Source organism: Actinokineospora cianjurensis (genome assembly GCF_003663795.1).
In the GTDB taxonomy this organism is placed as follows: Bacteria; Actinomycetota; Actinomycetes; order Mycobacteriales; family Pseudonocardiaceae; genus Actinokineospora; species Actinokineospora terrae.
The window spans coordinates 274,422-287,282 of record NZ_RCDD01000004.1 but is presented as its reverse complement, the minus strand read 5'-3'; the positions used below and the strand labels follow the sequence as shown (position 1 = coordinate 287,282).

12 protein-coding genes are annotated in these 12,861 nt (G+C 71.4%); 5 read left to right on the top strand and 7 right to left on the bottom strand.

The genetic code is table 11. The annotated features are described in order from the left end of the window. Positions 1 to 17: 17 nt before the first annotated feature. The 4 genes from CLV68_RS24005 to CLV68_RS23990 all read left to right on the top strand — a co-directional run bounded on the left by CLV68_RS24005 (position 18) and on the right by CLV68_RS23990 (position 5,773). Positions 18 to 458 carry a CBS domain-containing protein gene (locus tag CLV68_RS24005; RefSeq protein ID WP_121393163.1) on the top strand — a complete coding sequence of 147 codons (441 nt, stop codon included), beginning with the start codon at positions 18 to 20 and terminating at the stop codon, positions 456 to 458. 9 nt (positions 459 to 467) lie between these two features. Beyond that, positions 468 to 2,759: a 1,4-alpha-glucan branching protein GlgB gene (gene glgB, locus CLV68_RS24000; protein ID WP_121393386.1), complete on the top strand. Its 2,292-nt coding sequence runs from the start codon at positions 468 to 470 to the stop codon at positions 2,757 to 2,759. A 37-nt stretch (positions 2,760 to 2,796) separates the two neighbouring features. Continuing rightward, complete coding sequence (locus CLV68_RS23995) at positions 2,797 to 4,200, top strand: neutral zinc metallopeptidase (RefSeq protein WP_246010073.1); 1,404 nt, start codon at positions 2,797 to 2,799, stop codon at positions 4,198 to 4,200. 85 nt (positions 4,201 to 4,285) lie between these two features. After that, on the top strand, positions 4,286 to 5,773 hold the full coding sequence (locus CLV68_RS23990) for a neutral zinc metallopeptidase (RefSeq protein ID WP_121393161.1): 1,488 nt from the start codon (positions 4,286 to 4,288) through the stop codon (positions 5,771 to 5,773). A 566-nt stretch (positions 5,774 to 6,339) separates the two neighbouring features. On the opposite strand, the gene CLV68_RS23985 is transcribed toward CLV68_RS23990, so the two are convergent. The 3 genes from CLV68_RS23985 to CLV68_RS23975 all read right to left on the bottom strand — a co-directional run bounded on the left by CLV68_RS23985 (position 6,340) and on the right by CLV68_RS23975 (position 8,647). Then, on the bottom strand, positions 6,340 to 7,302 hold the full coding sequence (locus tag CLV68_RS23985; protein WP_121393160.1) for a tetratricopeptide repeat protein: 963 nt from the start codon (positions 7,300 to 7,302) through the stop codon (positions 6,340 to 6,342). Between the two features lie 106 nt (positions 7,303 to 7,408). Continuing rightward, positions 7,409 to 8,308 (bottom strand): SCO6745 family protein, encoded by a 900-nt coding sequence (locus tag CLV68_RS23980; RefSeq protein WP_121393159.1) that lies wholly within the window; start codon positions 8,306 to 8,308, stop codon positions 7,409 to 7,411. A 42-nt stretch (positions 8,309 to 8,350) separates the two neighbouring features. Then, positions 8,351 to 8,647, bottom strand: a complete 297-nt coding sequence (locus CLV68_RS23975) for an MTH1187 family thiamine-binding protein (RefSeq protein WP_121393158.1) — start codon at positions 8,645 to 8,647, stop codon at positions 8,351 to 8,353. Between the two features lie 81 nt (positions 8,648 to 8,728). Between CLV68_RS23975 and CLV68_RS23970 the strand changes: the two genes are divergently transcribed. Beyond that, complete coding sequence (locus CLV68_RS23970; protein ID WP_121393157.1) at positions 8,729 to 9,232, top strand: MarR family winged helix-turn-helix transcriptional regulator; 504 nt, start codon at positions 8,729 to 8,731, stop codon at positions 9,230 to 9,232. Positions 9,233 to 9,336: 104 nt separating this feature from the next. On the opposite strand, the gene CLV68_RS23965 is transcribed toward CLV68_RS23970, so the two are convergent. From CLV68_RS23965 to meaB, 4 genes are all read right to left on the bottom strand, one after another. Beyond that, a complete protein-coding gene (locus tag CLV68_RS23965; protein ID WP_121393156.1) occupies positions 9,337 to 9,687 on the bottom strand; it encodes a DUF3817 domain-containing protein in 351 nt (116 codons plus the stop codon). Between the two features lie 174 nt (positions 9,688 to 9,861). Further along, entirely contained in the window at positions 9,862 to 10,911 is a 1,050-nt protein-coding gene (locus CLV68_RS23960; protein WP_246010072.1) for an ABC transporter permease, read from the bottom strand. Further along, the gene (locus CLV68_RS23955) at positions 10,908 to 11,822 is read right to left on the bottom strand and encodes an ABC transporter ATP-binding protein (RefSeq protein WP_121393155.1); all 915 of its coding nucleotides are present in this window, start codon (positions 11,820 to 11,822) and stop codon (positions 10,908 to 10,910) included. The genes CLV68_RS23960 and CLV68_RS23955 overlap by 4 nt, the downstream gene beginning before the upstream one ends. A 36-nt stretch (positions 11,823 to 11,858) precedes the next feature. Next, the gene (gene meaB / locus CLV68_RS23950; protein ID WP_121393154.1) at positions 11,859 to 12,860 is read right to left on the bottom strand and encodes a methylmalonyl Co-A mutase-associated GTPase MeaB; all 1,002 of its coding nucleotides are present in this window, start codon (positions 12,858 to 12,860) and stop codon (positions 11,859 to 11,861) included. Position 12,861: the final 1 nt, after the last annotated feature.

Sequence of the window (12,861 nt, the reverse complement as noted above, 5' to 3'; positions counted from 1 at the left end):
AATCGGGGTGTGGCGACATGCGGATCGCGGATGTGTTGCGGGGCAAGGGTGCCGGTGGTGCCGTCGTGGCGGCGGTCGACCCCGGTACCACTGTCGAGGGCCTGATCGCTGAACTCGCCAGGCACAACGTCGGCGCCCTCGTGGTGCTCGACGGGGACCGGGTGGTCGGCATCGTGTCCGAACGGGACGTTGTACGGGGCCTGGAACGCAGCGGTAGCGCCCTGTTGGCCACCACCGTCGCCGACATCATGACCGCCGACGTGCGCACCTGCCTGCCGACCGACAGCGTCGACAGCCTGGCCGCCACCATGACCGAGCGCAGAATCCGACACCTCCCGGTGCTCGACGAGCACGGCGCGCTGGCGGGCATCGTGAGCATCGGTGACGTCGTCAAGAGCCACATAAGCCAGCTGGAAGCCGACCGCGACCAGCTCCAGTCCTACATATCCCAGGGTTGATACCTCTTGTTGGTTGACGAGATCGAGCGGCTCATCGCAGGCGCGCACCACGACCCGCACTCCCTGCTGGGCATCCACCCCAGGGGCAAGGGCGGGGCGGTGGTGCGGGCGCTGCGCCCCAACGCCAAGTCGGTCGCGGTGATCTTCGGCGACCAGCGGCACGAGATGGACGAGGTCGGCGACAGCGTGTTCGCGGTCGACCTGCAAGAAGCACCGGAGGAGTACCTCCTGGAGGTCGACTACGGCGCGGGTCCCGAGCTCGTGGAGGACCCGTACCGCTGGCTGCCCACGCTCGGCGAGCTCGACCTGCACCTGTTCCGCGAGGGCCGCCACGAGCGGCTGTGGGAGATCCTCGGCGCGCACGTGCGCCGCTACGACACCGCGAAGGGCGTCGTCGAGGGGACCTCGTTCGCGGTGTGGGCGCCGACCGCGCGCGGGGTGCGGGTGTGCGGCGACTTCGACGGCTGGGACGGGCGCGCGAACCCGATGCGGTCGCTGGGCTCGTCCGGGGTGTGGGAGGTCTTCCTGCCCGGGGTGCCGCCGGGCACCCGGTACAAGTTCCGCATCCACGGCGCGGACGGCTCGTGGCACGAGAAGGCCGACCCGATGGCCCGCGCCACCGAGGTGCCGCCCGCCACGGCGTCGGTGGTGTCCACTTCGGAGTACCGGTGGCTCGACGCCGAGTGGCTGGCCCGCCGGGACGCGACGGCGTGGAGCGCGGCGCCGATGAGCGTCTACGAGGCGCACCTCGGGTCGTGGCGGCAGGGCCTTGGCTACCGGGAACTGGCCGACCAGCTCGGTGACTACCTGGTGGCGCACAACTTCACCCACGTCGAGCTGCTCCCAGTGGCCGAGCACCCGTTCGGCGGGTCGTGGGGCTACCAGGTCACCTCGTACTACGCGCCGACCTCGCGCTTCGGCAGCCCGGACGAGTTCCGGCACCTGGTCGACGAGCTGCACCGGCGCGGCATCGGCGTGATCATGGACTGGGTGCCCGCGCACTTCCCGCGCGACTCGTGGGCGCTGGCCCGCTTCGACGGCAGCCCGCTCTACGAGCACGGCGACCCGCGCCGCGGCGAGCAGCCCGACTGGGGCACCCTGGTGTTCGACTTCGGCCGCTCCGAGGTGCGCAACTTCCTGGTGGCCAACGCGCTGTACTGGATCGAGGAGTTCCACATCGACGGCCTGCGGGTCGACGCGGTGGCCTCGATGCTGTACCTGGACTACTCCCGCAACGAGGGCGAGTGGCTGCCCAACGAGCACGGCGGCCGGGAGAACCTGGACGCGGTGCGGTTCCTGCAGGAGCTCAACGCGACCGTCTACAAGCACCACCCCGGTGTGGTGATGGTCGCCGAGGAGTCGACGGCGTGGCCGGGGGTGACGCGGCCGACGCACCTGGGCGGCCTCGGGTTCGGCTTCAAGTGGAACATGGGCTGGATGCACGACACGCTCAGCTACATCGGCCACGACCCGATCCACCGCTCGTACCACCACAACGAGATCACCTTCTCGCTGGTGTACGCGTGGAGTGAGAACTTCACCCTGCCGCTGTCGCACGACGAGGTGGTGCACGGCAAGGGCTCGCTGTGGACCCGGATGCCGGGCGACGACTGGAACAAGGCCGCCGGGCTGCGCGCCCTGCTGGCGTTCATGTGGGCGCACCCCGGCAAGCAACTGCTGTTCATGGGCGGCGAGTTCGGCCAGGTCAGGGAGTGGTCGGAGTCGCGGTCGCTGGACTGGGAGCTGACTGATCAGCCGCTGCACCGGGGCATCGGCTCGCTGGTGCGCGACCTCAACGGCGTCTACCGCGAGCAGCCCGCGCTCTACCTCGACGACAGCCGCCCCGAGGGCTTCTCCTGGGTCGACGCCAACGACTCGGCTGGCAACGTGCTGAGCTTCCTGCGCCAGGGCGGCGACACCGAACTGCTGTGCGTCGCCAACTTCTCCGGCTCCCCGCACCACGACTACCGGGTCGGCGTCCCCCGCACCGGCACCTGGCGCGAAATCCTCAACACCGACGCCGAGTCCTACGGCGGCTCCGGCGTCGGCAACCTCGGCACCGTCACCGCCACCGCCGCCCCCTGGCACGGCCGCCCCGCCTCCCTGGTCCTGCAACTCCCACCCCAGGGCGTCATCTGGCTGGCCCCCGACCGCGACACCGCGGCCCAGGTCCTCACCGAAGCCGACAACGCCCTCCCCAACGCCGCCCTACCCGATGCCACCCTGGCCGACCCGACCCAGCCCAGCAGGGACTTCCCGGGCGACGCGGTGGACGTCGGCCCGGACGTACCCGCGGTCTGACAGCGCCGCGAGGGGTGGCTGGGGCAGACTGGTCGACGTGCGCACGCATAGCCCTGGGGACCTGGCGCGGTTGTTGCCCGCGTTGATCGCGGTGTTCGCGTTGTTGGCGTGCACGACGACGGTGCCCGGGCAGGCGGTGAGCCAGGGGTCGGTGTCCAAGGGCGAGCCGGGCACCGGGAGCGGGGTCGACCCGTCGTTCGTGCGCAACACCGACGGCGGGGATGTCGACCGGTTGGCGGGCACGGTGGTCACCGACGTGCAGGCGTACTGGACGGCGACGTTCCCGGCGACCTTCGGCAAGGAGTACAGCCCGCCCAAGGGTGGGTTCTACTCGGTGGACACCGCGGACGACGACAGCCCGGCGCCGCCGTGCGCGAACAAGGCCAGCGACGTCGAGGGCAACGCGTTCTACTGCCCGGAGGCCGACATCATCGCCTGGGACCGGGCGGCGCTGCTGCCGGTGCTGCGGGACCGCTTCGGTGAGGCGGCGGTGATGCTGGTGCTCGCGCACGAGATGGGCCACGCGGTGCAGGACCGCACCGGCAGCGGCGCCACCGAGCGCAAGGCGAACCCGAGCAAGTACCCGACGATCCTGATCGAGGCGATGGCCGACTGCTACGCCGGGTCGTTCGTGCGGTGGGTGGTCGACGGGAAGGCCGAGCACCTGACCATCGCCAAGGACCGGCTGGACACCGCGCTGGAGTCGCTGATCAGCTTCCGCGACCCGATCGGCACCGAGCAGCAGGACCGCGGCGCGCACGGCGACGCGTTCGACCGGGTCTCGGCGTTCCAGGACGGCTACGAGCAGGGCGCGGTGACCTGCTCGAAGATGACCGTGGACAACCGGGTGTTCACCCTCAGCGGGTTCATCGACGCCGGTGACCAGGCCCGCGGCGGGAACCTGGAGTTCGCGCAGATGATCGAGTCGGTGACGCTGGGCCTCGACTCGTTCTACGGGGCGCTGCTGCCGACGCTGGGCAAGCAGTGGACCGCGCCGAAGGTGGTCCGCTCGACCGGGGCGCCGACCTGCGAGGGCACCAGGCAGGGGCCGGTCGCGTACTGCCCGCAGGACAAGTCGGTGCAGGTGGACGTGGCCAAGGAGCTGCCGGAGCTGCACGCCGACATCGGCGACTACGCCACCGGCACCCTGATCGCGAGCCGCTACGGGTTGGCCGCCCTCGCCGCGGCGGGCAAGCCGCTGACCGGCGCGGACGCGCAGCGCTCGGCGAACTGCCTCGCGGGGGCGTTCACCCAGTCCCTGTTCACGACCCGGCCCCGGCTGCTGTCCCCCGGCGACCTCGACGAGGCCGTCCAGGTGCTGCTGGACTACGACTACGCGGCCCGTGACCTCGCTGGCGCCGCCCCGGCCGCGGGCTTCGACCGGGTCCGCGCGTTCCGCCAGGGGTTCACTGAGGGTGCTCAACAGTGCGGTCTTTCGTGACTTAGCGCGAACCGGACCCGCGGCGCGCGGGCGCCCGGTTACCCTCTCCCGGAGATCAGGTCGGACGGCTCGGGTAGGGGTTGCGGTGCGGGTTCTCAGTGCGCGGGCGCGGGTCGCGGCTGCCCTGGCGGTGGCGGGGGTACTTCTCGTGCAGCTCGGCGGGTGCGCCGGGCAGCCGATCGAGGGCAGACCGCGCGGGGTCGGTGACATCGACGCGGGCACCGCGGCCGGGATCCCGGTCAACAACGACGGCCCCACCGGCCCGAAGAAGGGCGCGGCGGACGCGACGCTGCAGGTGGAGAACGCCGACGGCGGCGAGATGGACCGGTTGGCGGTCAACGCGCTGTCCGACATCTACGACTACTGGTCCGAGCGGATGCCTGCCGACTTCGACGGCAAGCAGTTCGAGCCGATCAAGCGGCTGGCGTCCTACGACTCCAAGGGCAAGGCCATCAAGCTGTGCGGCCAGAGCACCGCGGACCTGGTGAACGCCTTCTACTGCAACGCAGACGACAGCGTCGCCTGGGACCGCGGCGTGCTGCTGCCGATGCTGGACAAGCAGTTCGGGCCGATGTCGGTGGTCGCGGTGCTCGCGCACGAGATGGGCCACGCGGTGCAGTTCCGGCTGGGCAGCCTCAGCGGCATCAACCAGACGACGCCGACGATCATCAAGGAGCAGCAGGCCGACTGCTACGCGGGCGGCTTCTTCCGCTGGGTCGCCGAGGGCAAGGCCAAGCACTTCGACGTCAACACCGGCAAGGGCCTCAACCACGTGCTGGCCACCATGTTCTTCATCCGCGACCCGGCGGGTCTCTCCGCGAGCAAGCAGGGCGCGCACGGCCTGGCCTTCGACCGCGTCTTCGCCTTCCAGGCCGGGTTCTCCGAGGGCCCGACCCGGTGCGCGCGGATGAACCAGGACGAGATCAACACCCGCATCTCCGAGAAGGAGCGCGGCGAGACCGAGATGGAGAACTCCCGCAACGGCGACGTGGAGTTCGACAACAAGAAGGTCCAGGACCTCCTCCAGGCCAGCCTCGACGAGGCGTACAAGCGCACCGGAGCCACCCCACCCGCGATCACTTACGACGGCGCCGACTGCAAGAAGGGCAACTCCACCCCGCCGGTCTCGTTCTGCCCGGACTCGAACACGGTCGCCATCGACCCGGACGCGATGGAGAAGATCGCGACACCCCCGAAGCGCGGCCAGGAACCCGGCGTCGACGGGGCCGGGATCGGGGACTTCGCGGCCTTCGCGGAAATCGCCTCGCGGTACTCGCTGTCGATCCAGAAGTCGGTGGGCGTGTCGCTCGAAGGAGACAAGACCGGCCTGCGCACGGCCTGCCTGACCGGGGCGTGGGCGAAGTTCACCGACCTCGCGGGCAACGCCAACGAGAGCAAACTCCGCCTCGCCGTCGGCGACCTGGACGAGGCGGTCGCGGAACTGTTGCAGGACAACAGCTTGATCGCCGCCGACATCAACGGCAAACAGGTCCCCTCCGGCTTCGCCCGCGTAGAAGCCTTCCGAATCGGCTACTTCGAAGGCGACAAGGGCTGCGCCAACCAGTTCAGCTGACACCGGGCCCGCGGCAGGCCGGATCCCCAGCGGGTCCCGCCTTCTTCGCCGCCCAACGACCCGACACGCAGCGGCCTTGGCCCGATCCCGGCGGCGCTCCTTCACCGCTCCGCGCAGCCGACAGGACAGGCCGACCAAGCCGACTCCGTCACCAAGCCAGGAGTCCCCTCCGACCGCAGTCGCACAGGAGGTCCCGAACTGCGTCCCGCTGGTCCGGAAACCACGTCCATCCACAAGACCTCGAACCATCCACAGCCCTTCCGCGACCCCTCTTGACAAGCCGCCGGGTTCGATAGGTTCAGAGATGGGCCCCCGGCCCCCGGGAGGGAGTGCCCCGGTCGCGGAGTTGATCATGGCTGGCGGCGGGAGTCGGGGCGCGCTGGTGTGGCTTCGGCGGCGGGGTTCGCGGTGGGCGAACGCGGGGTGATCGAGAGCGCGGGGTGATCGAGAGCGCGGGGTGATCGAGAGCGCGGCGGGTTGGGCAAAGCCCGCGGGAACAAACGAAAGCCCGCACCGGACAGTCCCGGTGCGGGCTTTTCGCTGAGCTGGGTCCAGAGTGGCTGGGTCTAGAAGAGGGCGCTGGCCAGGTCTCGGCGGGCCTTGGCGACGCGGGGGTCGTCGGGGGTGAAGAGGTCGAAGAGGGAGACGAGGTGGGTTCTGGCCTTGTCGCGCTCCGGGCCCGATGTGCGGCGGACGGTGTTGATGAGGCGGGCGAATGCCTGGTCGATCTGCTGGCCCGCGACCTCGAGGTCGGCGGCGGAGAGTTGGGCGTCGACGTCGTCGGGGGAGATGTCGGCGCGGACGATGACCGAGGGGTCGGTGGCGTGGGCGCGGGCCAGGAACTGGACCTGCACCAGGGCGGCCTTGGCGTCGGCGTTGTTCGGTTCCGCGGCGAGGATGGACTGGTAGCCCGCTTCGGCCGCGGTGAAGTCGCCCAGGTTGAGGGCGTTCTCGGCGACGGTGAAGCGCTCGTCCTCCGGCTCCGCGGGCGGTTCGTCACCCGCGGGCGCGGCGGCCTCGGCGGCGCGGATGCCGGGGAGGCGGTCACGCAGGGCGTCGAGGATGGAGTCGACCCACTCGCGGACCCGCTCCTGCGGGGGGACGTCGTTGAACGCGTCCACCGGCTGCCGTCCTGCGATGGCGATCACCATCGGCACCGCCTGGGCACCGAAGAGCTGCGCCACCCGCGGGCTGACCTCGACGTCGACCCTGGCCAGGCGCCAGGAGCCGTTGTCCTGGGCGGCGAGCTTCTCCAGGGTGGCCAGCAGCTGCGTCGACTGGGCGGACCAGCCCGCGACGAGGGCGACGACCACCGGCACCTGGGTCGAGTACTCGACCACGTCGGCCTCGAAGTTGGCCTCGGTGATGTCGACGACGGCGCTGGTGGCGGCCGGGGTGGACGGGTGCGGGCCCGCCGTCGGCGGCGCCGTCTTCGCGGCGTCGGCGCGCGCCTTGAGGGCGGACAGGTCTACGGCCCTGGACAGGGCGGCCGACAGCGCGGCGGTCTGGCGTGGATCTGGCCTGGTCACCCCATCATCCTGGCATGCTCCCCCGAACCGCGTCCGGCCTACCGGTCAACCCCGGCGCAGGAGCCCGCGCGACCCGGGGAAGTCCACTTGCTGGGACGCGCCCGGCTCACCCGGCCCCGGCGAGCTCGGCCAGCCGGTGCTCGGGGGCCAGGGCCATCGGGTTGGGCCGCATCACGTCGTTGAGCCGGGTGATCCGCAGCGCCAGCGGGGCCAGCAGGGACACGAACCGCGCCGTGCCCTGCTCCCCCAGTTCCAGCCACGGCGCGGCGGCGGCCTCGTCGGTGAGGTCCTCCACCGACTGCCGCAGCTCCACCCCGAAGTCGGTCAGCACCCCCGGCGCGGCCAGCAGGTCGCGTTCCAGCAGCCGGGTCTCCGCGTCCGCCCACTCCCCCTCCGGGACGTTGCGGGCCGCCTGCAGGTACGCGGAGGTCAACCCGCGGTCGGCCGCGAAGGCGACAAGGGCCTCGACCGGGTCCAAGCCAGCGGTCACCAGCGCGGCCACGTGCCCGTCGCCCCGGGACTCGCGCAGCGTCGTGGCGACCTGCCAGAGCGCCAGGTGCGGTTGCTCTGGCACCGGCAGCGCCGCGTTGGCGGCACCCAGCGGCCGCCCCGCGGTGGGCACCCACTCGACGATCGACCGGGCCAGGTCCGCCGCCTCGGCCACGTCGGGACCCTCGACCACCTCGTCGCCCAGCAGCCGCCGCAACGCCCCGTCGACCCCGCGCAGCCGGGCCGCCAGGAAGTCGGCTGGCTCGGCGACGGACCAGACAGCGGGCACCTGCCGCTGCACCCTGGAGGCGTGGAAGGTGTAGAAGAGGCTGCCGACCAGCCACCCGGGGGCGGCCCCCAGCGGAGCCGCGCGCAGGCCGAAGTAGCCCATCCACCGGCCTTGGCAGCCGAGCGCGTCGGTCTCGGCGATCGACTCGGGGGTGAAGTAGGTGACGGCGTGATAGGGCTCGAAGCACTGCCACAGCGTGCGCGGATCCACGGCGGTTCCCTTGTTCATCGACGACCGGAACAGTCGGACGTCCTACTGTTCTGCCGGGTCCTAGTCTGCCAGGTACTGCTCGACCCGGTCGACCTTGGCGGTCAGCTGGCCGGTGTGGCCGGGGCGGATGTCGGCCTTGAGCACCAGGCTGACCCGGGGGTAGTCGGCCAGCAGCACGTCGGTGGCCCGCTTGACCACGGCCATCACCTCGTCCCACTCGCCTTCGACGATGGTGTACATCGCGGTGAGCTGGTGCGGCAGGCCCGACTCGCGGACCACCCGCACGGCCTCGGCGACGGCGGGGCCGACGGTCTCGGATTCCCCACCGAGTGGGCTGACGCTGAAGGCGATGAGCATGGTGACTCCTCGGGGACGCGCGACGGTGCCAGCACACTATCCGGGCACCCCCGGCGAACCCCACTGGTAGCTTCAACTCCCATGAGGCCGCGCTCGTTGCCGTTCGACCCGATCGCCCGCGCGGCGCAGCTGTGGGGGGACCGCATCGGCGACGCCACCACCATGGCGGCCGTGACCAGCGTGATGCGCGTGCAGCAGATCCTGCAGTCCGCGGTGGACGGCGCGCTCAAGCCGCACGGGCTGACCTTCGCCCGCTACGAGGCGCTGGTGCTGCTGACCTTCTCCAAGCGCGGCAGCCTGCCGATGCGGGTGATGGGCGAGCGGTTGCAGCTGCACCCGACGAGCGTCACCAACATCGTCGACCGGCTGGAGGCCGACGGCCTGGTCCGGCGCACCCCGCACCCGACCGACCGGCGCACCACGCTGGCCGAGATCACCGACGCGGGCAGGCAGCGGCAGGCGGAGGCGACCGAGGCGGTGACCGCGGTCGACTTCGGCCTGCGCGGGCTCACCGAGCGCCAGACCACCCAGCTGACCGACCTGCTGGCCAAGGTCCGCCGCGCGACCGGCGACTTCCAGGACTGACCCGGGTACGCCGAACGGCCCGGATCCGTGTCGATCCGGGCCGGGAGATCCCCTGCGGTGAGCCGGGCCACGCCGACCGGCGCACCGGGTGGGATCGAGGGTTGCTAGGCGGCGGGGCGCAGTCGCAGGGCGAGGCCGATGCCCGCCGGGGTGGCGGAGTCGTCGAGCTTGCCGGTGCGCAGCGCCCACCGCTCGTAGCCGAGTGTCGCGAGTGGAGGGACGCTGGCCGCCAGTGCCCAGAAGGTGCTCCAGCGGCTCCACCGCAGCTGCCTGGCGGTGATCGCGGTCACCACGAGGTAGGCGACGAAGACGCCCCCGTGCACCGGGCCGAAGACCTTGACCCCGATGTCACCGAGATCGGTTGCGTACTTGAAGACCATGCCGACGAGCAGACCGATCCAGGAAACGGCCTCGGCGAGCGCGACGACGCGGAAACGACCAGCTGGCGTGAACATGCCTCCAGTGTGGAGCGTGAGCGCGCTCACCCCCATCGAGCCCCACCCCCACAGTGGCTCTCCCCACATGTCCGCCTCCCCGGATTTTTGGTGTGGTCACGTAGCGGGGGAATGATCGCGTCGCGTGGTCGTCCGTGGCTGGCCGCCGTCACGGTCCCCTGAGGTTGCGTGCCCTTAACTCTCTTCCCAGGTGAAAACCCTTGATGCGATGAAGGACACAACGAGGGTGAAGCCGAGGAGGACGCCGCACGGCAGCAGCAGCGCCTCGGCTCCCTTGCCGCGCACCAGGAAGTCGGTCACGCCGTCGTTCATGTGCCGCAGCGGGAACACCTTCGACACCGCCTGCAGCCACTGCGGCGCCAGGTCGATCGGGAAGAAGGTGCCGGACAGGAACGCCATCGGCAGCACGACGATGTTGGCCGCGCCGGTCGCGGCTTCCTCGGTCTTGCAGAACGCGCCGACCAGCATGCCGATGGAGAAGAAGGCGAGCACCCCGGACAGGAACACCGGGATCGACAGCCACCAGGTGCCCGCGAGGGTGAGCCCGAACACGGGCAGCAGCGCGACGCCGACGAACAGCAGTGCCTGCGCGATCGCGACGCCGATGGTGACGACCACCCGCGAGGTGAGGATCGGGGTGATGCCGATCGGGGCGAGCCGGAGCCTGCGCAGCACCTGCTTGCGCCGCCAGTTGACCAGGGTGATGGCCGCGCCGAACACCGCGGTGACCGCGATGCCCCAGCTCAGGATGCCCGGGGTGAGGTACTGGATGGACTTGAGCGAGGAGTCCTCGACCTGCTCGGCGCGGAAGTCGTACTTGGCGGGTTTGCCGCTGGCGACCACGTTGAGCTGCTGGGTGATCCCGGACACCAGGCCCTGCACGGTGCCCGCCTGGGCCTGGTCGCTGGCGGCGAAGCGCAGCACGACGGTGTCGCCGGTGGCCTCGACGATGCCGGGCAGGTCGCCGTCGCGGACCTTGGCCTCGCCCGCCGCCGCGGTGTCGAAGCGCTCCAACTCGACCACCCCGGAGCGTTCCAGCGCGGTGATCACCGCGCCGTCGCCGTACGCGCCGAGCTTGATCTTCTCGGTGCCGATGTCGCGGAACAGCAGGCCGAAGATGACCAGGAACATCAGCGGGAACACGAAGGCGAAGAACAGGGTGGCCCGGTCGCGCACGAAGCTCTTGGCCATCGCGACCGCCAGGCTCTTGAACGGTCCCTTCACGCGCGGTACTCCCGTCCGGTGAGGTGGAGGAACACGTCCTCCAGGGTGGCGGTCCGCACCTGCAGCCCGTCGAGGGAGCCGCGCTCGGCGAGCGCGGTCAGCAGCGGCGCCGGGGTGCGGGTGGTGATGGTGAGCGACTGCTCGTCGGCGGTGACCTCGTCGGCGCCGGGGAGCGCGGCGGCGTCGGCCTCGGTCAGCGCGCCGCGTTCGAGGGTGATCCGCGCGGGGGCGTCGAGACCCCGGACGAGGGCGGCGGGGGTGTCCTGCGCCAGCACCTTGCCACGGTCCATGATGGCCACCCGGTCGCAGAGGATCTCTGCCTCGTCGAGGTAGTGCGTCGTGTAGACGATCGTCTTGCCGCGTTCGCGGATGGCGCGCAGGACGTCCCACAGGTTGCGCCTGGCCTGCGGGTCGAGCGCGGCGGTGGGTTCGTCGAGGAACACGACGTCCGGGTCGTGCACGAGGGCGCAGGCGATCGACAGCCGCTGCCGCTGGCCGCCGGAGAGCTTGCCCTCGCGGGTGTTCGCCTTGTCGGTGAGCCCGACCAGCTCCAGCATCTCCGCCGCGCGCGCCGGGCCGACGCCGTAGAGCGCCGCGAACGTCTCCAGCTGTTCGCGCGCGGTGAGCTTGTCGAAGAACGCCGACGCCTGGAGCTGCACGCCGATCCTGGGCAGCAGGGCGACCTTGCGCGGGAAGGGGTCGATGCCCAGCAGCCGCACCGAACCCCGGTCCGGTTCGCGCAGGCCCTCCATGATCTCCAGCGCGGTGGTCTTGCCCGCGCCGTTGGGGCCGAGGATGCCGAAGAACTCGCCGTGGTGGACGGTGAACGACACACCGTCCACGGCGCGCAGGTCGCCGTAGGACTTGTGGATGTCGTCGACGACGATCGCCTCGACGTCAGAGCTGGTCATGCCGCGAACCTAGCGGGTGCGGCCGGGTCGGGGCGACTACTTGTCGTGAATGCCCGCGATTGCGGCGTCTGTGTCGTTCGTGGCGATCACGGCGATCAGGTCGTCGGCCGCGCGATACGGGTCGAGGGTGCCGGACCGGACTTCCGCGGCGAAGCGGTCGAGCAGGTCGCCGCGCAGCTCACCGAGCCGGGAGCGCAACTCGCGCACCGCGATGGACTCGATCTCGGCCCTGGCGCGGGCCAGCCGCCTGGCGGTGAACTCGCCGCGCTCCCCCGCCCACGCCTGGTGCGCCTCGATCGCGTCGACCAGGTCGGCGATGCCCTCGGCGCGCGCGGCGACGGTCTTGACCACCGGGGTGCGCCAGCTCGGTCCGCGGATCTCCCTGCGCCCCAACGAGATCGCGTGCTTGAGCTCCCGCACGGTCGCCTCGGCGCCGTCGCGGTCGGCCTTGTTGACCGCGAACACGTCGGCGATCTCCAGGATGCCCGCCTTGGCCGCCTGGACGCCGTCGCCCATGCCGGGGGTGAGCAGCACCACCGCGCAGTCGGCGAGCGCCACGACGTCCACTTCGGACTGTCCTACCCCGACTGTCTCGATGAGCACGACGTCGAACCCGGCCGCGTCGAGCACGCGCAGCGCCTGCGGGGTGGCCACGGCGAGGCCGCCGAGGTGGCCGCGGGTGGCCATGGACCGGATGAAGACGTCCGGGTCGGCGGCGTGCTCGCCCATCCGGACCCGGTCACCGAGCAGCGCGCCGCCGGAGAACGGCGACGACGGGTCGACCGCGAGCACACCGACCCGCTGCCCCCTGGCGCGGTAGGCCGACACCAGGGCCGAGGTGGTGGTCGACTTGCCGACGCCGGGTGGCCCGGTGATGCCGATGACCCTGGCCCGGCCGGTGTGCGGGGCGAGCGCCTCCGCGACCGCGCGCAGCCGCGGGCTGTCGGCCTCCACCAGGGAGATGAGCCGGGCGACCGCGCGCGGGTGGCGTTCGAGCGCGCGGTCGACCAGCTCGGCTGTCGGCGGCTGCCTGACCAAG

Coding starts and splice junctions, on each gene's coding strand:
- CLV68_RS24005 (WP_121393163.1), top strand. CDS start 18: ATGCGGATCGCGGATGTGTTGCGGGGCAAGGGTGCCGGTGGTGCCGTC.
- CLV68_RS23980 (WP_121393159.1), bottom strand. CDS start 8,308: ATGAACAAGGGAACCGCCGTGGATCCGCGCACGCTGTGGCAGTGCTTC.
- CLV68_RS23975 (WP_121393158.1), bottom strand. CDS start 8,647: ATGCTCATCGCCTTCAGCGTCAGCCCACTCGGTGGGGAATCCGAGACC.
- CLV68_RS23970 (WP_121393157.1), top strand. CDS start 8,729: ATGAGGCCGCGCTCGTTGCCGTTCGACCCGATCGCCCGCGCGGCGCAG.
- CLV68_RS23965 (WP_121393156.1), bottom strand. CDS start 9,687: ATGTTCACGCCAGCTGGTCGTTTCCGCGTCGTCGCGCTCGCCGAGGCC.
- CLV68_RS23955 (WP_121393155.1), bottom strand. CDS start 11,822: ATGACCAGCTCTGACGTCGAGGCGATCGTCGTCGACGACATCCACAAG.